Genomic DNA, 22,407 nt, shown 5'->3' on the forward strand with positions numbered 1-22,407 from the left:
AGGCGAAATAGTTGTTGTAGTTGTTTGTTACCAATCTGTGCCAATTGCAAAGTAATTTCAACAATCCAAACCGTGACCGGTCAGTTCTCATCAGCGTAGACACATTTATTCTGTTCCGGAGGTTCACGAACGTTCGTCGGATGTGTTTAGAATGCGCTTCGTCGCGATTTTCCAGGTTCACCAGGATTGCCGCGTCACAAGGTAAAACCGACCACTAAAAACAAGAACAAAGACGGGCTGGAAGATGCAGGACGAGTGTCGGCATGCCGACCACGATTCAGCGCTTCGCCGTCATGGATTGAAGCAGCCGGGATGGCGGCTTCATCGTGGGATGCCATGAACTTCATTCTTTACTCGGACGTCAACGACCGTTCCATCAGCCAGAGTCTCGGGCGTCCCGAATACAGTTACTACTTCGTGCTCAAGGCTTATCGCCCAGTGCTGGAAAGCCTTGGGCGGGTGCATGTGGTGTCCGCCATCGCCGAGGTTGATCCGCTCTTTCGCCAATTGCGCGAGGCGGGCGAAGACAGCCTGTTTCTCTCCTTCACCCCGCCGCAAAATACGCCGACCGATCTCGAGTGTCCGACCCTGTGTGTGGTTGCCTGGGAGTTCGATTCGATCCCGGACGAGATCTGGGACAACGATCCGCGCCACGACTGGACGCAGATGCTGGCCCGACAAGGGCGGGTGATTACTCTGTCCAGCCATACTGCCCGGGCGATTCGCCGGGCGCTGGGCGAGGACTTTCCGGTACTGGTGTTGCCGACACCGTTGTGGGAGAACTTTGCGGCGATTCGTCAGCAGCAAGTTCCGGCGCCGGTCAATCCAGGCACGCCGCTGGCGATCAAGGGCTGCATTTTCGACAGCCGTACGCTGGCGCTCTCAGCCGATGACCTGCTGCCCAAACCACTGACCGCCGAGCAACTGGCCGCGATCGAGGCACAGCGACCTCCTCCGCTGACCTTCAAACGGCGCCTGGTCATCGCCCGGCACTACCTGCGCCAGTGGCGCCTGGATGCAGGCCGCGAACAGCAACAGCCGCGGGTGAAGTTTCTGCATCACTGGTATTGGGAGGGACTGCGTGATCTTTTCTCACGCAGGGCGCATGCCTGGCTGGAGCGACAGCTGCCGAGTATCGCCGGTCCACAGGCGGTGGCAGTGGTCGAACCGCCGCCGCTGGATCTGCCGGACACCACGTCGGTGGTCGACACCACGGTCGACGGTGTGGTCTACGTCACCGTATTCAACCCCAAAGATGGCCGCAAGAACTGGCATCAACTGATCACCGCGTTTTGCTGGGCGTTTCGGGAAACGGCCGATGCCACGTTGGTATTGAAAATCACCCAGAACGACCTCGCGTCTTACTACAGCGAATTAATGACCCTGTTGGCGCAGCTCTCACCCTTTGCCTGCAGGGTGGTGGTGTTGCACGGTTATCTGGATGACGCCCAGTACACCCGGCTTTATGCCGCTGCCAGTTACTACGTCAACGCCTCGCGCTGTGAGGGCCTGTGTCTGCCATTGATGGAGTTCATGTCCAGTGGCAAACCGGTAATCGCTCCGGACCACACGGCCATGGAAGACTACATCGACGACAGCGTCGCCTTCGTGATCAAGTCCAGCGAAGAACCCGCCATCTGGCCGCAGGACTCGCGGCTGATTTACCGCACCCTGCGCCACCGCCCGGATTGGGCTTCACTGAAACAAGCCTACGAGGACAGCTACCGCATGGCCAAAGACCAGCCGGAGCGGTACCGGCAGATGTCGGCGGCAGCGGTCGAGCGCATGCATGACTACTGCGCTTTTGCCCCCGTGCAAACGCGCATGGCGGAATTTTTCGGGCTTGCACCGCATCCCGCCAATGCTGCGTCAGTGACGGAAAACGCCTCATGCTGATCATCATTCATTCGGAAACCAACCAGCACACCATTGCACAGAATCTGGGGCGCTCGGAGTACAGCTATTACTTCGTGCTCAAGGAATATCGCCCGGTACTCGAGCGTCTCGGACGCGTGGTGGAAGTGGCCGATCCGCTGACCGAAGTCGACGCGCTTTACGAGGAATGCCGGGCCAGTGGCGAGCCGTGCGTCTTCCTGTCGTTCTCGCCGCCCCATCGCACGCCGGTACACCTGATGTGTCCGACTTTGCCGGTGTTTGCGTGGGAGTTCAGCACCATCCCCAATGAGCCGTTTGCCGGTGAGCCGCGCAACGACTGGCGCACGGTGCTGCAGGCTTGCGGAGCGGCGATCACCCATTCCAGCTACACCGTTAACGCGGTGCGCGAGGCAATGGACAGCGATTACCCGATCGTCGCGGTGCCTGCGCCGGTATGGGATCGCTTTGCCGCCCGCGGTGCGCCGTTGCAGGGCCAGCCACCGAATGGACCGGTACGGTTGAAGATCAAGGGATTGGTGGCCGACAGTCGCAAACTTGACTTGAACGCATTCGCCCCCCGGCCTTTGCGCACGGGCAAGGGACTCGATTTTCATGCGCCGGTCAGGGAGCAGGAGTTGCTGCTCGACGGCGTGGTCTACACCTCAGTGTTCAATCCCGGCGATGGGCGCAAGAACTGGGAGGACATGCTCAGTGCATTCTGCGTGACGTTCCGCGAGGTCGAGGACGCAACGCTCGTGCTGAAACTGACGCACCACGATGCCGAAGAAGCGCTGAGCGACATCCTCCACCACCTGTACAAGAATCAGTCCTACCGCTGCCGGATCGTGCTGATCTACGGCTACCTCGCGGACGCCGATTATGAGCGCCTGGTGCAGGCGACCCGCTATGTGGTCAACACGTCCTACGGCGAGGGCCAGTGCCTGCCGTTGATGGAATTCATGTCCTGCGGCAAACCGGCGGTGGCGCCGCGTACGACGGCAATGATCGATTACCTGAGTGCCGACAACGCCTTTCTGATCGACTCCACCGACGAGCTCACGGCCTGGCCGCATGACCCGCGCAAGGCCTTCCGCACCCTGCGTTATGTGACTAACTGGACGTCGTTGTGCACGGCCTATCGCGCCAGCTATGCGGTCGCCAAAGACGATCCGCAACGTTATGCACAGATGGCCGCTCAGGCGGTGAGCAGCCTGCAGGATTTCTGCAGTCAGGCAGTGGCCGAGCAGCGGTTGCAGGTGTTTCTGGGGCAGTTGTTCGAACGCCGGTTCGCCTCAGACCCCGAGATGCGCGGGGCATGAACAACAAGCGGATCATGGACATCGAGGTACTGCGCGCGATCGCGGTGCTCGGTGTGCTGTTTCATCACCTGCAGGGCAGCCTGTTCACCGACACCGTGCCGCTGCTGCAAACAGTCCACCATTGGGCGCAGTCCTGGTGGGGCGTTGACCTGTTTTTTGCGATCTCCGGATTTGTCATCGCCCGCAGCCTGATCCCCGTGCTGCAAGGCTGCACGAGCCGTCGGCAGTGCTGGGAGCAGACACGCAATTTCTGGCTGCGCCGGGCCTTTCGTTTGTTGCCCTCGGCCTGGCTGTGGCTGGCGCTGATGTTGCTGGCCTGTGTCTTGCTCAATCGCTCAGGTGCGTTCGGCACGCTGCACGCCAACCTGCAGGCGACACTGGCCGGGGTGTTGCAGTACGCCAATTTCCGTTTTGCCGACAGTTTCTTTCAGTACGAATACGGCAGCAGTTTCGTCTACTGGAGCCTGGCGCTGGAGGAGCAGTTCTACTTGCTGTTCCCGCTGCTGATTGTCGTGTGTCGCCGACATCTGGGCTGGGTATTGCTGGCGCTGGTCGCGGTGCAACTGTTCACGTTGCGCACCCCCTTGCTGATGGTGGTGCGCACCGATGCCCTGGCCCTCGGCGTATTGCTGGCGATGTGGAGCGCGCAGCCGGGTTATTCCCATTGGGAACCGAGGTTCCTGCGGCGGCCGTGGGCCGGCGTTTCGGTACTGATTGTGCTGGCGTTGCTGCTGAGTTACATGGCCACCGACCGCTTCACGTTCGCCTCTTACCGCATCGGCTCGATCGCCATGCTCAGCGCGCTGCTGGTGTGGATTGCCTCGTACAACCGCGATTACCTGCTGCCGCGCGGAAGGTTGCAACGGCTGATGGCGTGGATCGGCAGCCGTTCCTACGGCATCTACCTGATCCATATTCCGGCCTATCTGCTGGTCCGTGAATTGATCTTCCGCTTGCAGGACGCGGGGCTGCCCAGTCCGGCCGGGCACCCGATTCTCACGGTGCTGATCGCCGGCGGTCTGATCGCGCTGCTCAGCGAATTGAATTACCGATTCATCGAAATGCCGATGCGCAATCGCGGCGCCGCGCTGGTGCGCCGCCTCGGTACGTCGCGAACCGCCGTCCCATCCTCTGGAGCTACCTCATGCTGAGCCTTTTGAAGAAACTCACGGCAACGTCTCCCGCACCGGTTGCTGTGCCATCTGCCGCCGACAAGGTTGATCCGTACATGCTCGGCCTGTACGACGCAAAGCTCAGTGGCTGGTTCAATCAGGAGACCGACGAGCTGTTCACAGGCTTTCGGGTGAGCGCCGATGACACGTTGCTCGATGTCGGCTGTGGCGACGGCGGTAATGTGCATTTCTGCGGCATGCGCGGGGCGAAGATCATCATTGCCGACATCGACGCGGCCAAAGTCGAGGCCACCCGCCAGCGTCTGAGCGATACCCCGGCACGCAGCGTCGAATGCCACGTGACCGACTGCAACCCGCTGCCGATTGCCGATGCCACCGCCACCCGCGTGGTCTCCACCGAAGTCATCGAGCATGTCGACGATCCGGCGCAATTTCTCGCCGAACTGGTACGGGTCGGCAAGCCGGGAGCGCTGTACCTGCTGAGCGTGCCGCATCCCAGCTCGGAAGATTTGCAGAAAGACATTGCCTCGCCGGATTATTTCCAGAAACCCAACCACATTCGCATCATCAGTGAAGAGCAGTTCAAGGCGATGGTCAGTGACGCCGGGCTGGAGATCATCAGCCACAGTCAGTACGGCTTTTACTGGTCGATGTGGATGCTGTTGTTCTGGGAAGCCAAGGTCGAATTCAGTAACCCCGATCACCCGTTGCTCGAGCATTGGGCCAATACCTGGCAAGCGGTGCTCGATTCGCCCCGTGGTGCGCAGATCAAGCAGGCGCTGGATGCGGTGGTGGCGAAGAGTCAGGTGATCATTGCCCGCAAGGCTTGAGTGCTTTTGTGTAACCTTGCAGCCTGATGTCTCAGGGATCTGCAAGGTATGCGCGTTATCGTCGGGTTGTCGGCCATGCTGGCGGTGTTGTTGCTCTGTGCTTGTGAACGACAGCACGCAGCGCCACTCGATCAGCAACTCTACGTCTGGCAACGGCAATGGACGTCCGCCCATGAGCTCGCGCTGAAAGACAGCCGCAGCGACTTTTCGACCCTGCGCGTGTTGGCCTTGCAGGCATTCCCCAATGACGGCTGGCATCGGGCGCGGATCGATGCGCCGTTGCTCAAGCACGATGGCCGGCCTCTGATCGCGGTGATTCGTCTCGACGGTCAGCTCAAAAGTCTGGATCAGTCGCAGGTCACGGCGCAGATTCTTCAGGTTGTCGCCGACTGGCAGGCGCAGGGGCTGACCCTGAGTGGCGTCGAGATCGATCATGACGCGGGTAATGCGCGTCTGCCGGAATACACCGAGTTCCTCACACATCTGCATTCCGCGTTGCCCGCATCGTTGCCGCTGAGCATCACCGCGCTGCCGGCGTGGTTCGGCAGTTCACAGCTGCCGGCGTTGTTGGCCACAGTCGACAGCAGCGTGCTGCAGGTGCACGCCGTCAGCGATCCGCGACGCGGCTTGTTCGACCCCGAGCAGGCTCGGCGCTGGGCCAGCGCCTGGGGCAAAATCAGCAGCAAACCGTTCTATCTGGCGTTGCCGGCCTATGGCGTGGCGCTGCTGCCGGATGCCGACGGTGCCCCGGTGGTGGAAAGCGAAGTACCGATCGAACGTGAAGGGCAACGCCGGGAACTGCTCGCCGATCCGTTGCAACTGAGCCGACTTGCAAAAGCGCTGCGCGAGGACCCGCCGGAACATCTGGCCGGGCTGATCTGGTTTCGCCTGCCGCTGGCCAATGATCGCCGCGCCTGGAGCCTGACCACGTTGCGCGCCGTGGCCCGCGGCGATGCGTTGAGCAGCCAACTCGGTCTGGCGTTCAGCGACCACGATGGCCTGCAGGACATCGCCCTGCGCAATGTCGGAAACCTCGACAGTGCCTGGCCCGCACGGATCATCGTCAAGGCCAGCGCTTGCGAAGGCGCCGATGCGCTCGCCGGTTATTCGTTGCAACAGAGCGCGGATCTGCTTACCTTCACCCGCCTGCGCGACGGTCGTTTGCCGGCGGGTGGACAACGCGCCATCGGTTGGGCGCGCTGTGCATTTATTGATCAAGGAGGTTCGCATGTTGACCCGTAACTGGCCCCGCCATCTGCTCTGCCTGAGCCTCAGCCTGCCGCTGGGTTCGGCGTTGGCCTGCGGCCCGGACTTCCCGATGCGCCTGCTCGACAATCGCGGGCAAACCCTGGCCGATTTGCCGGAGGGCAACTTCAACTTCGAGATCAGCCGCCTCGGCAAAACCATTGCCGGGCTGAAGAATGTCACAGCGGCGACGCACAATCCCGACGACATGTACGGCGACGCAAGCGAGCCTGCTGCGCTGCGCGAAAAAGCCGAGCAGGTCGGTCTGAGCGCCGAGCAACAGGCGCTGGTCAAGCAACTGCGTGGCCTGAGCGATGCGCGTCAGGTCGAGGCGCAGGGCGCCAGTCTGCCGGCGGAAATCCGTTTGTACGTGGCCGGCGCGGTGGCGTTCGCCACTGGCGATCATCCGCTGGCGATCGAATATTTCAACAAAGTGCTGGCACTGCCGGCCGATCATCGTCCGCTGCGCAGCACCTGGGCGGCTTATTCCCTGGGCCGTGCCTGGTTTGCCACGAGTGCCGAGGCGGGCAATGTCATCGAAGTGCTGGAGGACGCACGCGCAGCCTTCCGTCAGGCTCGACAACTGAGCATCGATGGCTTCAGTGATCCGCTGGAACTCGGTGTGGCCAGCCTCGGTGAAGAGGCACGGGTGCTGCGCAACGCCGGCGACTGGAACGGCGCCATCGAACTGTATGAAGCGCAGAACCTGCACGGTTCGGCCGTGGGTTACACCTCGCTGAAACAACTGATGAATGAGCTGGCCGAACTGCCTGAGCCGCAACTGGCCAAGCTGCTGGAGCGCAAAGCCGTGCAGCAACTGGTCACCGCTTCGTTGATCAGCCGCATGGGCTGGTCATTCGACGAGCAACCGCCGAATGAGAAGAAACTCATCAAGCTGCTGCAGGACAGCACCCGTGGCAGCCTGGAAAACGCCGATCGACTGGCGGCCATGAACTATCAACAAGGTGATTACGCCAGCGCCAAAGCCTTCCTTGAAAACGCCGGTGACGGCGGACTGGCGTGGTGGCTGCGGGCCAAACTGGCGGTGCGTGACGGCGATAAAAATGCCGCAGCTGCCGCCTATGCCAAAGCTGCGCAGGCGTTCCCGCAGAGCGAAGATTGGGGTTACCGGCGCACCCCTGACTGGGACTTCGAAACCGTCCAGCCGAAATGCCGGGTCGAGGGCGAAAGTGCGATTCTGGCGCTGCAACGTGGCGAATACCTGCAAGCGTTCGTGCAGCTGTATCGCAGCAACAGCATCTATTGGTTCGACGCAGCGACAGTGGCCGAGCGCGTGCTGACGGTCGATGAACTCAAGCGCTATGTCGATGACAACGTGCCGGCACCACCCGCGCTGACCCAGCAACAGCGCGACAATTACGTGCCGCTGCCGGTCGCCGCCAGCCTGCGCAATCTGCTGGGGCGACGCTTGTTGCGTGAAGGGCATTACGAGGAAGCGGTCGGCTATTTCGACAATCCCGATCTGCAGCACAAGGCCCGTCTGTACGGCGAGCAAAGGATGAAGGCTGACGCTGCGTGGTGGCCGACCAAACGCGCCAGCGCCTTGTACAACGCGGCGTGGACCGCGCGTGAATGGGGCATGGACATTCTCGGTTACGAGATGGCGCCGGACTACGCCACGTTTGGCGGCAACTACAGCCTGGAAAACACCGAGCTGAAAGTCGGGCCGCTGGTGGCCGAGGCTGAAGTCCAGCGCCAGAAGGCCAGTGAAGCGCAGCCGGATGAGCGTTATCACTACCGTTTTGTCGCCACCGCGCTGGCCAGCCGGGCCGCCGATAATTTGCCGCACACCAGTCAGGCGTTTGCGGCGGTGTTGTGTAACGCTGCGGGTTTCAACAGCAGCCTGGAAGAGCAGAGCGCGCTGTATCGACGCTACGTCAATGAAGGCCCGTACGTGCCGTGGGCGGTGGACTTCGGTAATCAGTGCCCCTATCCGGATTTCGAAAACGCCGACAAGCGTTACGTCACCCAGGTGACCGACGCTGTGCGCAATTCGTTGCGTCCGTACAAGTGGCCGGTGGTCGGTGTCCTGCTGTTAATCAGTGCTGGCGTGCTGGTGTTGTTCAGTCGTCGGCGCAAGTCCCGCAAACCCTAGGCCTGCTGGATAAACGTCAGGCGTACGGCGAAGCCGATCAGCAGGCTGCCGAACAGCCATTGCTGAACGCGTTGGGCGGTTGGACTGTGTTGCAGCCAACGGCCCAGCGCCGCGCCGGTCAGGGCATAGGCACTGTCGAACAGCAGCCCGATGCCCACCAGCAACGCGCCGAGGGTGGCAAACTGGGTCAGCACTGCTGCGCCGTCATTGACGATGAATTGTGGCAACAGCACCGAGCAGAACAGCAAGGCCTTGGGATTGAGCAGATTGGTCAGCAGGCCACGGCGAATCGCCTCGCGCCATTGTCCTTGGGTGTCAGTTACGGCAGCCGTATTCAGGTTCGGCAGCAGGCTGCTGCGCAGGCATTGAATGCCGATCCACAGCAGGTACGCCGCACCGGCCAGGCGCACCAGATCAAACGTCCACGGCGCCGCCTTGAACAGCGCCGCCAGACCCAATGCCGCCAATGCCACGTGACAGCCCCGGGCGATCGCCAGGCCAACGGCGGTTGCCAGCGCCGCACCGCGACCCTGGCGGGCACCGGTTTGCAGCAACAGAATCATGTCCGGGCCGGGCAACAGGAAGACCACCGCCAATGCCAGAAAAAACAGCCAGAAACTCGTCATGTCGCAGCCCTTTCGTTATCGATTCGGTGAGCAAAGTCTATGGCGCAAGGGCGGGGCAGGTGCTTGCGAAGTCAGCTTCAAAAACCCTTGCGATTGGCATAACCTGCTTTCTTTTTGTGCCTTGACCAGCAGGATCTGCCAAACATGAAACTCGACGCTTTTGATCGCAAGATTCTCGCTGCCTTGCAGCGCAACGGACGGCTGAGCAATGTCGAGCTGGCGGACGAGATCGGCCTGTCGGCGTCACCTTGCTTGCGCCGGGTGCGGATGCTGGAGGAGGCCGGGGTGATTCGTGGCTACCAGGCCAACCTCGATCGCGATGAAGTGGGACTGGGGCTGACAGTGTTTGTCGGAGTCAAGGTCGAGCGCCACAACGATGAGCAGGCCGAAGCCTTTTACACAGCGGTCACGGCGCTGCCGGAAGTGATCTCGGCGTTTCTGGTGTCGGGGGAGTCGGACTTTCTGTTGCAGGTGGTGGTGCCGGATCTGCGCGCGTATGACCGTTTTCTCAGCGGCTGCCTGCTGAAGCTGCCGGGGGTGAGCGACATTCGCAGCAATTTTGCAATTCACACGGTGAAGACCCCGGGGGCGTTGCCGTTGGGGCATCTGCCGCTGTAGACCGAGTCGTCTTGATCGCGAGCAGGCTCACTCCTACATTTGGGCGCATCCCCCTGTAGGAGTGAGCCTGCTCGCGATAGCGGTCGTCCGGTCACCCAAACCTTTGCTGACTACATCTGCGTCGCCATCCCCTCGACATTCATCGCCGCCTGACGCAGCGCCTCGGAGCGGGTCGGGTGCGGATGGCAGGTCAGCGCAATGTCTTCGGCCGAGGCGCTGAACTCCATGGCCACGCAGTATTCACTGATCATTTCACTGACGCACGGGCCGACCAGGTGCACGCCGAGGATCTCGTCCGTGCGTTCGTCGGCGAGGACTTTGGCGAAGCCTTCGGTCTCATGGTTGATCTTGGCCCGGCTGTTGGCGGTGAACGGGAATTTACCGACTTTATAGGTGCGCCCTTCAGCCTTGAGCTGCTCCTCGGTCTTGCCGACGCTGGCCAGCTCGGGCCGGGTGTAGATGACATTGGGGATCAGCCCGTAATTGACCTCGCCGGCCTTGCCGACGATCTGTTCCACGCAGGCCATCGCTTCGTCTTCGGCCTTGTGTGCGAGCATCGGCCCGGATGTCACGTCACCGATCACCCATACGCCGGTTGCCTCGGTACGGTGCTGGCGGTTGGCGAGCATGCCGCGCTTGTCGGTGCTCAGGCCGACGTTCTCCAGGCCCAGGCCTTTGGTGTACGGGCGCCGGCCGATCGCGACCAGCACGTAATCGGCTTCGAGCAATTCAGCGTTGCCACCGGCGGCGGGTTCGACGCTGAGCTGCACACCGTTGGCCGAGGGGGTGGCGCTGGTGACCTTCGAACTCAATTTGAAGCTGATGCCTTGCTTGCTCAGCGAACGCTGCAGGGTTTTGCCGGCCTCGCCATCAACACCCGGGCAGATGCGGTCGAGGTATTCGACCACGGTCACCTGGGCGCCGAGACGCCGCCAGACCGAGCCCAGTTCCAGGCCGATCACCCCCGCGCCAATCACCACCAGATGCTTGGGCACTTCTCTCAGCGACAGCGCGCCGGTGGAGTCGAGGATGCGTTGATTGTCGATCTCGACGCCGGGCAGGGGCGTGGGTTCGGAGCCGGTGGCGATGATGATGTCCTTGGCGCTCAATTCGGTCTTGTTGCCTTGATCGTCGGTCACGCTGACTTTGCCCGGGCCATCGATGTGGCCCCAGCCCTTGATCCAGTCGACCTTGTTCTTGCGAAACAGAAACTCGATGCCTTTGGTCAGGCCGCTCACGCTTTCGTCTTTCTGTTTCATCATTTGCGCGAGGTTGAGCGTGGGTTTGACCTCGATGCCGAGGTTGGCGAATTCCGCACCCATGGCCGCGTCGTACAGCTCCGAAGCATGCAGCAAGGCCTTCGACGGCATGCAACCGACGTTCAGGCAGGTGCCGCCGAGGGTGGCGCGGCCTTCCACGCAGGCTGCCTTCAGGCCCAGCTGGCCGGCGCGGATCGCTGCGTTATAACCACCGGGGCCGCCGCCCAGAATGACCACGTCGTAGTTGCTCATGCTGTTGCTCCTCGTTGGGGATGCGGATCGCTAAAAGTAGTCGGTCGATAAAATTACGAACGTAATATGTGCGTTTCCGGACATTTCGGTCAAGGCTTCAGGCAAGCGACAGGTTGCGCATCTTTAGATAAGCGAATTTGTGTACGAATATTTCACGCTTTTCGTTATATCGTAACGATAAGACCGGTGAATCAATGGCTTTGGGGTGATATGCAAGTCGATCTGGATGTCGATGGCACGCAAGTGACCGGGTTGCCGCGCTTTCAACAAGCGTCCACGCAGGGGCGACGTTTGCGTCGTCTGGCCATCGGTCTCGGCGGATTGGCCGGGGCAGGGTGGCTGCTGGCGCTGTTTGTCGAACTGTTTGCCGCGCAATCGATATGGCCGGCCTTGTTGGTGAATTTGGGCGCGGCTTTGCTGGTGTTGGTCGCCGGCTTGCAGTCGGCGTGGTGGGTGACGCAATGGCGTGCAGGGGTGATTGACCCGCAGGTATCGGTGGCGCTGACCGAGGAGCTGGAGCCAGTAGCGCCAGATGGCTGGTACGAACGGCTGCTGGAGCGATTGAGTCAGCGTGGTCTGCACCTGCTCGGTCAGATTGGTGCGGCCACGTTGTGGCTGGGCGGCTGGTCAGTGCTGATTGTGCTCGCCATCGGGCAGGTGTGGAATCTGGCATTGCCTGCCGCTGCGGTCGGGTTGTCGGCCACGGTGGGCGCGGCGCTGATGTTGCTGCTGGGTTTCGGCCTGCTGGTGCTGGAGCGGCAACTGGCTCAGGAGAGTCCGGCGCAATGGCCGGAAGCCGGGTCTCTCGCGCAACTGGCGCGGGTGGCGATCATCAGCCTGGTGCTGGGCGCGTTGTGCCTGCTGTTCGCCAGCGAGGCGTCGATGTGGCCAGTACGGCTTGCGGTGTTGATCGGGATCTTGCCGGCATTCGTCGCGATCGAGTTGCTATTGCGCGCAGTACTGTCGGTGTTCAGCCCCCGACGCGAGCAGCTCGAACCGACCCTGCTGGCGCGCAGTTTTGTTGCCGATATGCTGCGCTGGCCACCGCAGCCGTTGCTCGCCTTGCAGCACGAATTGCACAACCGGTTCGGCATTGATCTGCGCCAGATCTGGGCGTTCAGCTATATGCGCCGGGCCTTTCTGCCAGTTTTGGCGCTGGTTGCTGCGGTCGGTTGGCTGCTGACCGGAGTCCACGAAATCCCGCTGCAAGGGCGCGGTATCTACGAGCGCTTCGGCAAGCCGGTGCAAGTGTTCGGTCCGGGATTGCACGCCGGTCTGCCGTGGCCATTGGGCCGTGTATTGAACGTCGAGAATGGCGTGGTGCATGAGTTGGCGACCAGCGTCGGCGATGCTCCTGCCCCGACCCAGGCTGAGCCTGCCGAAGGCCCGGCGCCGATGGCCGCCAACCGCTTGTGGGATGCCAGCCACGTCAATGACAAATCCCAGGTGATCGCCAGCAGCCGTGGCGATCAGCAGAGCTTTCAGATCGTCAACATGGACGTGCGCTTCGTTTATCGCATTGGTCTGCGTGATCAGGATGCCTTGGCCGCCACTTACAACAACGCTGATGTGCCGACGCTGATTCGCAGCACCGCGAGCCGGATTCTGGTGCACGATTTTGCCTCGCGCACCCTCGACGGTTTGCTCGGCGCTGACCGGGTAGGGCTGGGCGAAGAAATCGGCCGCGCAGTGCAAGGTGATCTACAGAAACTCGACAGCGGTGTGGAGATTCTCGCCACCGTGGTCGAAGCGATTCACCCGCCAGCCGGTGCGGCTAATGCTTATCACAGCGTGCAAGCAGCACAGATCGGCGCGCAGGCGTTGATCTCCCGTGAACGCGGCGCTGCGGCAGAAGCCAGTAATCAGGCGCAGTTGCAGGCCAGCCTGGCCCGCGATCAGGCGAGTGCCAGCGCCCGTGAAATCAACGCCACCGCGCAGGCGGCGGATCTGAAATTCAAGGCTGAGCAGAAAGCCTATTCCAGCGCTGGCCAGGCGTTCGTGCTTGAGCAATATCTGAATCAGCTCAGCATGGGTCTGAACAAGGCCAAATTGTTGGTACTCGACCACCGTTTAGGCGGCAGCAGCAATGCGCCGACCATCGATCTGCGTACGTTTACGCTGCCGGCTGATCCGACGCCTGCGCGCACCACCGCTCAACCAGGAGTTGCCCCTTGAGCCAGTCGCACTCTCACGATTCCCATGACCACAGCGGCCACGATCATGGCCACGCCGGGCATCACCATCATCATGGGCATCATCACCATCACCACGGAGCGCCGGAAGAGGCGGGGCCGCTCCCGTGGCGGCGCATGGGCTGGGCGCTGTTGCTGGTGGGGTTTGCCATCGCGGCGGCAAGCCTGGTTCAGGTGCGCTCGGGCGAGGCCACCGTCATCACCCGTTTCGGTAATCCGTCGCGGGTGCTGCTTGAGCCGGGTTTGAGCTGGCGCTGGCCGGCGCCGTTCGAAGCGGCGATCCCGGTGGATCTGCGCCTGCGTACCACCTCGAGTGGTTTGCAGGATGTCGGCACCCGCGACGGTTTGCGCATCATCGTTCAGGCCTACGTGGCGTGGCAGGTGCAGGGCGATCCGGACAACGTGCAGCGTTTCATGCGCGCGGTGCAGAACCAGCCGGACGAAGCGGCGCGGCAGATTCGCACCTTTGTCGGTTCGGCGCTGGAAACCACCGCCAGCAGTTTCGACCTGGCGGATCTGGTGAATACCGATGCCAGCAAAGTGCGTATCGCCGATTTCGAAGCGCAATTGCGTCAGCAGATCGACCAGCAGTTGCTGGCCACCTACGGCGTGCGCGTGGTGCAAGTGGGCATCGAACGCCTGACCTTACCTTCGGTGACGCTCACGGCCACGGTCGATCGGATGCGCGCCGAGCGTGAAACAATCGCCACCGAACGCACCGCCATCGGCAAGCGAGAAGCCGCGCAAATTCGCTCGGCCGCCGAGCGTGATGCGCGAATGGTCCAGGCCGATGCCACGGTGAAAGCCGCAGAAATCGAAGCACAATCGCGGGTCGAAGCCGCACAAATCTATGGTCGTGCGTACGCTGGCTCACCGCAGCTGTACAACCTGCTGCGCTCGCTCGACACCCTCGGCACTATCGTGACGCCGGACACCAAGCTGATCCTCCGTACCGACGCCGCGCCATTCCGCGTTCTGGTAGACGGCCCGCCGAATGTCGAAAACAAATCCGGATCGCAGCCATGAGTGATGAAGTTCCACGTGGAACACATTCGTTGAGCAGTCCGTGGATTCAGGCCGGACGTCTGGCGTTTTTCGCCTTATATGTGGTGACGGTATTGGCTGCGTTGGCGTGGGCGTTTTCCAATGTGCGGCAGATTGATCCGCAAAATCGCGCGGTTGTCTTGCACTTTGGCGCACTGCACCGCGTCCAGAATGCCGGGCTGTTGCTGGCTTGGCCGCAGCCGTTCGAGCAGGTGGTTTTGCTGCCGGCAGCGGATCGGGTCATCGAGCGCCGAGTGGAAAACCTGCTGCGCAGCAGTGAGGCGATCAAGGCTGATCGTGTAGCAACCTTCGCCACGCCACTGAGCGATGCACTGGCCGGTTCCGGCTATTTACTGACCGGCGACGCCGGCGTGGTGCAACTGGATGTGCGGGTGTTTTACAAAGTCAGCGATCCCTATGACTTCGTGCTGCAGGGTGATCATGTGCTGCCAGCACTGGATCGGCTGGTCACCCGCAGCGCTGTGGCCCTGACCGCTGCTCGGGATCTGGATACGATTCTGGTCGCTCGGCCCGAGTTGATCGGTGCCGATAATCAGGCCGCCGAACGACGCGAGCGTCTGCGCGGTGATCTGGTGCAAGGCATCAACCAGCGTCTGGCTGAGTTGAAGGCGAGTGGGCAGGGCATCGGCATCGAAGTGGCGCGGGTCGACGTGCAGTCGAGTCTGCCGGATCCGGCCGTCAGCGCCTTCAATGCGGTATTGACCGCCAGTCAGCAAGCCGACAAAGCCGTCGCCAATGCACGCACCGAGGCGGAAAAACTCACCCAGACTGCGAACGAGCAAGCCGACCGCACGCTGCAAGTGGCCCATGCACAGGCAGGCGAACGCTTGGCCAAAGCCTCTGCCGACACTGCCACGGTCATGAGCCTGGCCAAGGCGCAACAACAAGGCACCGACCCGCAGATGCTCCTGCGGCTGTACCGCGAACGCATGCCGAAAATTCTTGGTCAGGCCGGTTCGGTGACCACGGTCGATCCGAAAGACGATTCCCGCCTGATCATTCAGGGAGCCAGTAAATGACTGCGACCACCGCTGCACCGAGCCTGTTGTCCTCGGCCGAACAGCGCCGCGCTGCGCGCCAATTGACTTTGGCAATGCTCGCCTTGGGCTTGCTCGGCCTCGGTTTGATCTGGCGCTGGATGGTGCCGGAGCAAACCGGTGTCAGTCAGTTGCTGCTGGGTTTCGCCTCCTTATTAGTAGCGGTGCCGGTGATGCGCTCTGCTTGGTACAGCTTGCGTTATCCGAGCCTGCACGGCATCACCGATCAACTGATTGCTTTGGCGATGCTCGGTGCGTGGGCGACTGGCGATCTGCTGACCGCCGCGTTGCTGCCGATCATCATGATCTTCGGCCACGTGCTGGAAGAGCGCAGCGTGATCGGTTCGCAGGAAGCGATCCACGCCCTCGGCCAATTGACCCGCAGCCACGCCCGCAAGATTCAAGCGGACGGCTTGATCATTGAAGTCGACAACGGCACCCTCCAACCCGGTGACACGGTCGAGGTGCGCGCCGGGGATCGTGTGCCCGCGGATGGTCGGGTGTTGTTCGGCCAAGCCAGCCTCGACACGGCGTCGATTACCGGCGAGTCGGTGCCAGTGGAAACGGCAGTGGGCATGACGGTGTTTGGCGGCGCGATCAACCTCGATGGCTTGCTGCGCATTGAGGTGACCCGCACCGGTGATCAATCGACGCTGGGCAAAGTCATCGCGCTGATGCAGAACGCCGAGCGTTCGAAGCCGCCGATCACCCGTCTGCTTGAACGCTATGCTGGCAGCTACATGGTGCTGGTATTGCTGTTGGCGGCGGTGACGTGGTTTGTCACCCATGACGCGCAAGCGATGCTCGCGGTGCTGGTAGCCGCATGTCCTTGCGCCTTGGTGCTGTCGGCACCGGCCACAGCGATTGCCGGGGTTGCGGTGGCGGCGCGCCACGGCATTCTGATTCGCAGCTCGGCGTTCCTTGAGGAGTTGGCAGACCTCACATCACTGGTGGTCGACAAGACTGGCACGCTGACTTACGGCACCTTGCGTTTGCAATCGATCAGCAGCCCGCGTCTGGATCAGGCCTCGGTGATGGCGCTGGCCGCCAGTCTCGGTGCGGCCAGCAGTCATCCTGTCAGCCGGGCGTTGGCGGGGCTGGTGAGTCAAGAGCAGAGCCTGCCGCTAACAGATATTCACGAGCGTCAGGGTCTTGGGGTGGTCGCCATGACCGCGCAGGGCGAGGCGGCGCTGGGGCGTCCCGAACTGTTCGCGCAACTGGGCATCGTCACTACCATCGTTCCCGAGCACGACGGGCCGATTGCCGGATTGGCACTGAACGGCGAATTTGTCGCCTGGCTGTTGCTGGCCGACAGCGTCAAACCGGAAGCGCGCTTTGCCCTCGCTGAATTGCGCGAACTGGGGCTGGGTCGCCAGTTGCTGTTGACCGGCGACCGCCAGAGTGTTGCGCAGACCCTGGCCCGCGAGGTCGGCCTGCCAGAGGTGGAAGCGCAGGCGCTGCCTGAGGACAAGCTCAACCGCGTGCTCAAGGAAATCGACAACGGTTTCCGGCCGATGGTGGTGGGTGACGGCATCAATGATTCGCTGGCGCTCAAGGCCGGGGTGGTGGGTGTGGCGATGGGCGCCGGCGGTGCCGACATCGCGCTGGCCTCGGCGGATATCGTGTTGATCGGCAGCGATCTGCGCCGTCTGGGCACCTGTGTGCGGTTGAGTCGTCAGTGCCGTCGAACCTTGCAGGTCAACGTGATCATCGGTCTGGGCTGGACCCTGGCGATCGTGGTGTTTGCGGCATTCGGCTGGCTCGGCGCGGCCGGAGCGATGATCGCCGCGCTGCTGCACAACCTCAGCACGCTGCTGGTGTTGGGCAATGCCGGACGGCTGCTGCGGTTTCAGGAGCCATTGCTCAAGCTCAAGGATGATCACTGAAGTGAGTTTCAGCGAACTGTGCGCCGAATAGGCAGTCATCTATGGAGAGGGCGCACACTTCACGCCGTTACCTGGGCTAAAGCAGTAGTGGGTGCATGACGGCATGCAGGAGCGCCTGGAACGATAGTCTCGGCTAATTAAATCGATAGCCTGCTATTTTTCAAGGATGGTCTACCCTCAGATCTGACGTCTGAAACAAGGGGGATTTTCCATGCTCGCGCAACTTCCACCGGCCTTACAGAATCTGCAGCTTCCGCTTCGCTTGCGACTCTGGGATGGCCATGAGTTCAACCTGGGGCCGACGCCCAGTGTCACCATTGTGGTCAAGGACCCGACGATGGTCACCCAGTTCACCCATCCGAGTCTCGACGCGCTGGGGGCGGCGTTTGTCGAAGGCAGGCTGGAACTGGAGGGCTCGATCAGCGAGGTCATCCGGGTCTGCGACGAATTGAGCAGCGCCTTGCTCGATGAAGACGAAGGCGCTCAGCCAGTGCGTGCGGTGCACGACAAGGAAACCGACGCCAAAGCCATTTCCTATCACTATGACCTGTCCAACGCGTTCTATCAGCTGTGGCTGGACAGCGACATGGCGTATTCCTGCGCTTATTTCGAAACCGGCAGCGAAACTCTGGAACAGGCACAGCAGGCCAAGTTCCGACATCTGTGTCGCAAACTGCGTTTGCAGCCCGGTGATTATCTGCTGGATGTCGGTTGCGGCTGGGGTGGTTTGGCGCGTTACGCGGCACGTGAATTCGGCGCCAAAGTGTTCGGCATCACCTTGAGCAAGGAACAGCTGGAACTGGCCCGAGAGCGGGTCAAGGCCGAGGGCCTGGAAGATCAGGTTGAGCTGCAATTGCTCGACTACCGCGATCTGCCGCAGGACGGGCGTTTCGACAAGGTAGTCAGCGTCGGCATGTTCGAACACGTCGGCCACGCCAACCTCGCCGAGTACTGCAAGGTCCTGTTCGGCGCGGTGAAGGAGGGCGGTCTGGTGATGAACCACGGCATCACCGCCAAACACACCGACGGCCGTCCGGTAGGACGCGGCGCTGGCGACTTCATCGAGAAATACGTGTTCCCCAACGGCGAGCTGCCGCACCTGGCGATGATCTCGGCCGAGATCAGCGAAGCCGGACTGGAGATCGTCGACGTGGAAAGCCTGCGTTTGCACTACGCGCGCACACTCGACCATTGGAGCGAGCGGCTGGAGGACAACCTCGAAGCCGCCGGGAAACTGGTGCCGGATCAGGCGTTGCGCATCTGGCGGCTGTATCTGGCCGGGTGTGCCTATGCGTTCGCCCGTGGCTGGATCAACCTGCACCAGATTCTTGCGGTGAAGGCGCATCCGGATGGCAGCCATGAACTGCCCTGGACCCGCGACGACATTTATCACCCCTGAGGCCTGACGACCGTTCGCTCGTTCGAGCGAGCGGCCGGTTAAAGAATCGGTGAAATAAGCCGGGCGATCCGCATGCCGAGCTGTTGCAGGCGGTGGATCTCCCGGCTTTCTTCTTTGGCGACTTCATAAGCCTGCTCGAAATCATCGTTGAGCATGCGTTTCACGTGGGCGGCGAATTCGCTGTCGACGGTCAGCAGCATCACTTCGAAATTCAGCCGGAACGAACGGTTGTCCAGATTGGCGCTGCCGATGGCGCTGATTTCGCTGTCGATCAGTACCACTTTCTGATGCAGGAACCCCGGCTCGTAGCGGAACACCCGCACGCCAGCGCGCACCGCTTCGAATGCATACAGGCTGGACGCGGCGTAGACGATGCGGTGATCGGGACGCGAGGGTAGCAGCAGGCGCACGTCGACGCCGCGCAGCACCGCCAGGCGCAACGCGGCGAACACGGCTTCATCGGGAATGAAGTAGGGGCTGGTGATCCACACTCGTTCCGTCGCCGCGTGGATGGCTTCGACGAAGAACAGTGAACAGGTTTCGTAGGCATCCGCCGGGCCGCTCGCCAGCAATTGGCAGAGCACGCCATCTTCCGGGTAGACATCCGGCAGGATCAGCGGTGGCAACGTCCGTGCTGCCCAGAACCAGTCCTCGGCAAACGACTCCTGCATGCAGGCCACCACCGGCCCGCGCACCTGAACATGGGTATCGCGCCACGGCGCCAGGGGCGGTTTCTCGCCCATGTATTCATCGCCGACGTTATGCCCGCCGACGAAGCCGAGGACGCCATCGACCACGACGATTTTGCGGTGGTTGCGGAAATTCACCTGGAAGCGATTGAGCCAGCCGCTGCGTGTGGCGAAGGCTTTGACCTCGACACCGCCATCGCGCAGCGCCTGCACATAACTGTGGGGCAGGGCGTGGCTGCCGATGCGGTCGTAGAGCAGATGAATCGCCACGCCCTCAGCCGCTTTCTTCAGCAACAGATCGCGCAGGCGCTGACCGATGCGGTCGTCATGGATGATGAAAAACTGTACCAGTACGGCTTCGCGCGCTTGATCGATGGCGTGGAAGATCGCCTCGAAGGTCGCGTGGCCATTCACCAGCAGTTGCACCTGGTTGTTCGCCAGGCACGGCATGCGTCCCAGTTTGGGCATGGCGCGCAGCGAGGCGTAGGCCTTCGAGGCGCGGGCGGTGAGGGCTTCTTCAACCCACGGGCGCCAGTTCAACTCGGAGATCGCCTGACGCATCTGCTCGTTGGCTTGACGCCGCGCCTTGATATAGCCGTCGAAGGTGCTGCGACCGAAAACCAGATAAGGGATGAGCGTCAGGTAGGGAATGAAAATAAGCGACAATGCCCAGGCGATCGAGCCTTGGGCGGTGCGTACGGTCAGCACCGCATGGATGGCGGCGATCAAGCCGAGGCTATGTATCAGGGCGATCAGATAACCGAAAATGTGCGGTCCAAAATAATCCATGGGGCAGCCTTGCTCCTGAAGACTCAATGCGTAACAGACCATGTTCCGAGGCGAATGTCGCTATTTAATTGGTGCATGAACCGAAGCAATCGGCCGACGTCTAACGGCCACTACTGATCAGGAGTTTTTCGATGAACATTCGTCTGCTGGGTTTGGCGCTGGGCCTGGGTTTGGCAATGCCGGTGGTAGCGCAGGCGCAAATGCTGCAGCCGGGGCTGTGGGAAATGACCTCGAGCAACGTCAAGGTCGATGACCAGCCCATGGATGTGCAATCGATCCTTGGCCAGTTGCAAGGCCAGATGACCCCGCAGCAGCGTGCGGCGCTGGAAAAGAACGGAATCAACATCGGCGGCAAGGGCATTCGTGCCTGCCTGACGCCGCAGCAAGTGGCGACCAACGATATTCCCTTGGCCGATCCGCAGTCGGGCTGCAAACAGCAGATCACCGAGCGCACCGGCAACCAGTGGAAATTCCGCTTCAGCTGCCCGAAAGCGCAAGGCACCGGGGTTGCCACGTTCCTCAGTGATCGTGAGTTCACCACGGTGGCCAACGGCACGTTCAACGCCATAGGGATCAACCAGAAGGGCAGTCTGGAAACCCGTGCGGTGTGGCTGGGTCAGGATTGCGGCACCGTGAAGCCAAGAGCTTAAAAGCTTCGCGAGCAAGCTCGCTCCCACAGGGCTAGCGCGATTCCTGTGGGAGCGAGCCTGCTCGCGAAGACGTCCTGTCAGACACCTGATCATTCAGCGCATAAACCGCAGCGCCAGCCCCTGACATCCTTCGTTGATACGCTGCTCCCGCCAGGCAATCTGCCCCGACACCAACGTGGTATTCACCCGATAGCGAAAAGTCTTGTCAGCGAACGGCGTCCAGCCGCACTGTGACAGAATCGGTTGCCGTGACACTTCAAGAGCCGCTGGCTCAACCAGCACCAGATCCGCCCAATACCCCTCGCGCAAATAACCCCGATCCGGAATCGCAAACAGATCCGCCACGCGATGGCTGGTCTTCGCCACCAACGTGGTGATCGGCAGCACGCCATCGGCCACCAGCTCAAGTAGCGCTGGCAACGCATGTTGCACCAGTGGCAAACCGGACGGCGCTTCGGCATACGGGCGCTGTTTTTCCGCCCAGGTATGTGGCGCGTGATCGCTGCCGATCACATCCAGTCGATTGCTCAGCAGCGCCGCGCGCAAAGCATCGCGGTCGGCTTGGGTCTTGATCGCCGGATTGCACTTGATCAGGTTGCCGAGGGCCGGATAGTCGCGGTCATCGAATAGCAGATGATGCAGGCAGACTTCGGCCGTGATGTGTTTCTGGGCGAGCGGCTTGTCCTCGAACAACTCGAGTTCGCGAGCGGTGGTCAGATGCAAAACGTGCAGGCGGGTGCCGTGACGTCTGGCCAGTTCCACCGCCAGCGAAGAGGAGCGGTAGCAAGCCTCGGCATCGCGAATCAGTGCATGGATATTCGCTGGCAGGTGTTCGCCGAGGCGTTCGCGCAGACGTGCTGCATTGGCCTCGATGCTCGGCGTGTGTTCGCAATGCGCCAGCAGTATTGTCGGCACTTCGGCGAATAAACGCTCGAGAGTCCTCGGATCGTCCACCAACATGTTGCCGGTGGACGCGCCCATGAACACTTTGACCCCGGCCACTTCGCAGGGGTTGAGTGCGGCGACGGTGTCGAGGTTGTCCCGGCTCACACCGAAATGAAAGCCGTAGTTGGCCACCGAGTTGATCGCCGCGCGGCGTTTTTTATCCGCGAGCGCTTCGAGGGTGAGGGTGGCCGGTCGGGTGTTGGGCATGTCCATGAAACTGGTGATGCCGCCCGCCACCGCTGCGCGCGACTCGGTGTGGATGCAGCCCTTGGCCGGCGCCCCCGGCTCGCGAAAATGTACCTGGTCATCAATCATCCCCGGTAACAACCATTGACCGTTGGCGTCGATTTCCACACGCGCATTTTCACCGTCGATGCTGCGCGCGATCTTGACGATGCGGCCATGGCTGACCAGCAGATCACCGTCGAACTCGCGTCCTTCATTGACCAGCCTGGCGTTGCGAATCAGCACGCTGCTCATGG

18 protein-coding genes are annotated in these 22,407 nt (G+C 61.7%); 13 read left to right on the top strand and 5 right to left on the bottom strand.

Going from position 1 to position 22,407, the window contains the following annotated elements:
• Positions 1–194: 194 nt before the first annotated feature.
• Positions 195–338 carry a hypothetical protein gene (locus VLA07_RS09590; RefSeq protein WP_247267128.1) on the bottom strand — a complete coding sequence of 48 codons (144 nt, stop codon included), beginning with the start codon at positions 336–338 and terminating at the stop codon, positions 195–197.
• Between VLA07_RS09590 and VLA07_RS09595 the strand changes: the two genes are divergently transcribed.
• Genes VLA07_RS09595 through VLA07_RS09620 form a run of 6 tightly spaced genes read left to right on the top strand, consistent with a single transcriptional unit; the run spans position 337 to position 8,518 of the window.
• The gene (locus VLA07_RS09595) at positions 337–1,896 is read left to right on the top strand and encodes a glycosyltransferase (RefSeq protein ID WP_333989120.1); all 1,560 of its coding nucleotides are present in this window, start codon (positions 337–339) and stop codon (positions 1,894–1,896) included. The genes VLA07_RS09590 and VLA07_RS09595 overlap by 2 nt on opposite strands.
• The gene (locus VLA07_RS09600) at positions 1,890–3,194 is read left to right on the top strand and encodes a glycosyltransferase (RefSeq protein ID WP_139055051.1); all 1,305 of its coding nucleotides are present in this window, start codon (positions 1,890–1,892) and stop codon (positions 3,192–3,194) included. The genes VLA07_RS09595 and VLA07_RS09600 overlap by 7 nt, the downstream gene beginning before the upstream one ends.
• Positions 3,191–4,345, top strand: coding sequence for an acyltransferase family protein (locus tag VLA07_RS09605; RefSeq protein WP_333989122.1), 1,155 nt, complete (start codon positions 3,191–3,193; stop codon positions 4,343–4,345). The genes VLA07_RS09600 and VLA07_RS09605 overlap by 4 nt, the downstream gene beginning before the upstream one ends.
• Positions 4,339–5,157: a class I SAM-dependent methyltransferase gene (locus VLA07_RS09610; protein WP_333989123.1), complete on the top strand. Its 819-nt coding sequence runs from the start codon at positions 4,339–4,341 to the stop codon at positions 5,155–5,157. Before VLA07_RS09605 ends, VLA07_RS09610 begins: the two co-directional genes overlap by 7 nt.
• Before the next feature lie 48 nt (positions 5,158–5,205).
• Positions 5,206–6,399, top strand: a complete 1,194-nt coding sequence (locus VLA07_RS09615; protein WP_333989124.1) for a DUF3142 domain-containing protein — start codon at positions 5,206–5,208, stop codon at positions 6,397–6,399.
• Positions 6,386–8,518 (top strand): hypothetical protein, encoded by a 2,133-nt coding sequence (locus tag VLA07_RS09620; protein WP_333989125.1) that lies wholly within the window; start codon positions 6,386–6,388, stop codon positions 8,516–8,518. The genes VLA07_RS09615 and VLA07_RS09620 overlap by 14 nt, the downstream gene beginning before the upstream one ends.
• Here the strand turns inward: VLA07_RS09620 and VLA07_RS09625 are convergent.
• A complete protein-coding gene (locus tag VLA07_RS09625) occupies positions 8,515–9,144 on the bottom strand; it encodes a LysE family translocator (protein ID WP_097090246.1) in 630 nt (209 codons plus the stop codon). The two genes, VLA07_RS09620 and VLA07_RS09625, sit on opposite strands and share 4 nt — an antisense overlap.
• A gap of 144 nt (positions 9,145–9,288) precedes the next feature.
• On the opposite strand from VLA07_RS09625, the gene VLA07_RS09630 reads away from it, so the two are divergent.
• The gene (locus VLA07_RS09630) at positions 9,289–9,762 is read left to right on the top strand and encodes an Lrp/AsnC family transcriptional regulator (protein ID WP_141126007.1); all 474 of its coding nucleotides are present in this window, start codon (positions 9,289–9,291) and stop codon (positions 9,760–9,762) included.
• A gap of 110 nt (positions 9,763–9,872) precedes the next feature.
• On the opposite strand, the gene lpdA is transcribed toward VLA07_RS09630, so the two are convergent.
• Positions 9,873–11,273, bottom strand: coding sequence for a dihydrolipoyl dehydrogenase (gene lpdA / locus VLA07_RS09635; protein WP_333989126.1), 1,401 nt, complete (start codon positions 11,271–11,273; stop codon positions 9,873–9,875).
• A 210-nt stretch (positions 11,274–11,483) separates the two neighbouring features.
• On the opposite strand from lpdA, the gene hflK (VLA07_RS09640) reads away from it, so the two are divergent.
• From hflK (VLA07_RS09640) to cfaB, 5 genes are all read left to right on the top strand, one after another.
• A complete protein-coding gene (gene hflK / locus VLA07_RS09640) occupies positions 11,484–13,448 on the top strand; it encodes a protease modulator HflK (RefSeq protein ID WP_333989288.1) in 1,965 nt (654 codons plus the stop codon).
• Positions 13,445–14,491, top strand: coding sequence for a protease modulator HflC (gene hflC, locus VLA07_RS09645; protein ID WP_333989127.1), 1,047 nt, complete (start codon positions 13,445–13,447; stop codon positions 14,489–14,491). Before hflK (VLA07_RS09640) ends, hflC begins: the two co-directional genes overlap by 4 nt.
• Positions 14,488–15,549, top strand: a complete 1,062-nt coding sequence (gene hflK / locus VLA07_RS09650; protein ID WP_333989128.1) for a protease modulator HflK — start codon at positions 14,488–14,490, stop codon at positions 15,547–15,549. Before hflC ends, hflK (VLA07_RS09650) begins: the two co-directional genes overlap by 4 nt.
• A complete protein-coding gene (locus VLA07_RS09655; RefSeq protein WP_333989130.1) occupies positions 15,546–17,453 on the top strand; it encodes a heavy metal translocating P-type ATPase in 1,908 nt (635 codons plus the stop codon). The genes hflK (VLA07_RS09650) and VLA07_RS09655 overlap by 4 nt, the downstream gene beginning before the upstream one ends.
• A gap of 211 nt (positions 17,454–17,664) precedes the next feature.
• A complete protein-coding gene (cfaB, locus tag VLA07_RS09660; RefSeq protein ID WP_183783342.1) occupies positions 17,665–18,852 on the top strand; it encodes a C17 cyclopropane fatty acid synthase CfaB in 1,188 nt (395 codons plus the stop codon).
• A 38-nt stretch (positions 18,853–18,890) separates the two neighbouring features.
• Here cfaB and cls read toward each other — a convergent pair whose 3' ends face one another.
• A complete protein-coding gene (gene cls / locus VLA07_RS09665; RefSeq protein ID WP_247267137.1) occupies positions 18,891–20,330 on the bottom strand; it encodes a cardiolipin synthase in 1,440 nt (479 codons plus the stop codon).
• 131 nt (positions 20,331–20,461) lie between these two features.
• On the opposite strand from cls, the gene VLA07_RS09670 reads away from it, so the two are divergent.
• A complete protein-coding gene (locus tag VLA07_RS09670) occupies positions 20,462–20,980 on the top strand; it encodes a DUF3617 domain-containing protein (protein WP_097090252.1) in 519 nt (172 codons plus the stop codon).
• Between the two features lie 93 nt (positions 20,981–21,073).
• Here the strand turns inward: VLA07_RS09670 and VLA07_RS09675 are convergent, their stop codons facing one another.
• Positions 21,074–22,405 carry a dihydroorotase gene (locus VLA07_RS09675; RefSeq protein ID WP_333989133.1) on the bottom strand — a complete coding sequence of 444 codons (1,332 nt, stop codon included), beginning with the start codon at positions 22,403–22,405 and terminating at the stop codon, positions 21,074–21,076.
• Positions 22,406–22,407: the final 2 nt, after the last annotated feature.

The sequence above is a fragment of the Pseudomonas sp. S3(2024) genome, from assembly GCF_036861315.1.
In the GTDB taxonomy this organism is placed as follows: Bacteria; Pseudomonadota; Gammaproteobacteria; order Pseudomonadales; family Pseudomonadaceae; genus Aquipseudomonas; species Aquipseudomonas putida_A.

What these genes read in the sequence shown, in the direction of transcription:
- VLA07_RS09595 (WP_333989120.1), top strand. Translation starts at nt 337, where the DNA reads ATGAACTTCATTCTTTACTCGGACGTCAACGACCGTTCCATCAGCCAG.
- VLA07_RS09590 (WP_247267128.1), bottom strand. Translation starts at nt 338, where the DNA reads ATGGCATCCCACGATGAAGCCGCCATCCCGGCTGCTTCAATCCATGAC.
- VLA07_RS09600 (WP_139055051.1), top strand. Translation starts at nt 1,890, where the DNA reads ATGCTGATCATCATTCATTCGGAAACCAACCAGCACACCATTGCACAG.
- VLA07_RS09605 (WP_333989122.1), top strand. Translation starts at nt 3,191, where the DNA reads ATGAACAACAAGCGGATCATGGACATCGAGGTACTGCGCGCGATCGCG.
- VLA07_RS09610 (WP_333989123.1), top strand. Translation starts at nt 4,339, where the DNA reads ATGCTGAGCCTTTTGAAGAAACTCACGGCAACGTCTCCCGCACCGGTT.
- VLA07_RS09615 (WP_333989124.1), top strand. Translation starts at nt 5,206, where the DNA reads ATGCGCGTTATCGTCGGGTTGTCGGCCATGCTGGCGGTGTTGTTGCTC.
- VLA07_RS09620 (WP_333989125.1), top strand. Translation starts at nt 6,386, where the DNA reads ATGTTGACCCGTAACTGGCCCCGCCATCTGCTCTGCCTGAGCCTCAGC.
- VLA07_RS09625 (WP_097090246.1), bottom strand. Translation starts at nt 9,144, where the DNA reads ATGACGAGTTTCTGGCTGTTTTTTCTGGCATTGGCGGTGGTCTTCCTG.
- VLA07_RS09630 (WP_141126007.1), top strand. Translation starts at nt 9,289, where the DNA reads ATGAAACTCGACGCTTTTGATCGCAAGATTCTCGCTGCCTTGCAGCGC.
- lpdA (WP_333989126.1), bottom strand. Translation starts at nt 11,273, where the DNA reads ATGAGCAACTACGACGTGGTCATTCTGGGCGGCGGCCCCGGTGGTTAT.
- hflK (WP_333989288.1), top strand. Translation starts at nt 11,484, where the DNA reads ATGCAAGTCGATCTGGATGTCGATGGCACGCAAGTGACCGGGTTGCCG.
- hflK (WP_333989128.1), top strand. Translation starts at nt 14,488, where the DNA reads ATGAGTGATGAAGTTCCACGTGGAACACATTCGTTGAGCAGTCCGTGG.
- VLA07_RS09655 (WP_333989130.1), top strand. Translation starts at nt 15,546, where the DNA reads ATGACTGCGACCACCGCTGCACCGAGCCTGTTGTCCTCGGCCGAACAG.
- cfaB (WP_183783342.1), top strand. Translation starts at nt 17,665, where the DNA reads ATGCTCGCGCAACTTCCACCGGCCTTACAGAATCTGCAGCTTCCGCTT.
- cls (WP_247267137.1), bottom strand. Translation starts at nt 20,330, where the DNA reads ATGGATTATTTTGGACCGCACATTTTCGGTTATCTGATCGCCCTGATA.
- VLA07_RS09670 (WP_097090252.1), top strand. Translation starts at nt 20,462, where the DNA reads ATGAACATTCGTCTGCTGGGTTTGGCGCTGGGCCTGGGTTTGGCAATG.
- VLA07_RS09675 (WP_333989133.1), bottom strand. Translation starts at nt 22,405, where the DNA reads ATGAGCAGCGTGCTGATTCGCAACGCCAGGCTGGTCAATGAAGGACGC.